This window comes from Fulvivirga lutimaris (genome assembly GCF_009711525.1).
Taxonomy (GTDB): Bacteria; Bacteroidota; Bacteroidia; order Cytophagales; family Cyclobacteriaceae; genus Fulvivirga; species Fulvivirga lutimaris.
Genome location: NZ_SMLV01000056.1, coordinates 1 through 874, shown reverse-complemented (window position 1 = coordinate 874; position 874 = coordinate 1). Strand labels below are relative to the sequence as shown.

The following is an 874-nucleotide window of genomic DNA, read 5'->3' as shown; positions in this document are numbered from 1 at the left end:
TGGAAATCAGACCTCATACCAGGGAACCTTTAGTTTATGTGTCAATGATCGAGAAGATTTAACTGGCTTACCACGAACACCTAGTGTCACCGACATAGAAGATGACTGTGGCTACATAACTCTTACTAGAGGTACACCATTGGCAGGTGAGGAGTGGTATTGGCAAGGGACAGATAGTTTAGGGGTAAGCACTAGTAATAGTAATATTGACTATCAGCCACAAACCGCAGATAGATACTATATAAGATCAAGATACACCAGCTCAGGCACCTGGGGTGCATCATTGCCTATAGATGTTCAATTTGGAGGTATAGCTAATTCAACCCCCACACTGAGTGTGTCGGATTATGGGTATGACAATACATTGCTGGAGCGCGGCACACCAGCAACAGGAGAGACCTGGTACTGGCAAGGCACTAATGCCAATGGCACTGATGAGAGTAATGCCAGTAGTACCTATGAAGTTACAGAGACAGGCACTTATTATCTAAGAAGCAAAAGCAATACCTCATCATGCTGGAGTCCGTCCGTGTCAGTTACCCTTACCGCAGAAGCCCCTGTGGTGACCGTATCGAGTATAACAGAAAGTACAACTACTATATCGTGGACTGCTACAGCGAATGCGACAAACTACGAGATAAGCAGGTCATTATCAATGGCCGGTGATTACACCGTTATCAGTACAGTAAGCGGATCGACCCTTGAATATACCGATACAGGCCTGGCTAACAATACGAACTATTATTACCGTGTTCAAAGCCTTGTAGGAACACAGAAATCACTTGGGTCAGTGGCAGTATCATTAAGGACTTTTAATGGTAACCAGGAGTTGGAGCACCAACCTCAATACAATGGCAACATCTCAGCGATACGC

At 45.0% G+C, this 874-nt stretch carries 1 protein-coding gene; it reads left to right on the top strand.

The genetic code is table 11. From position 1 onward, the window contains the following. A partial coding sequence (locus E1140_RS00155) for a fibronectin type III domain-containing protein (RefSeq protein ID WP_155177941.1) occupies positions 1–874 on the top strand: 874 nt, incomplete at both ends.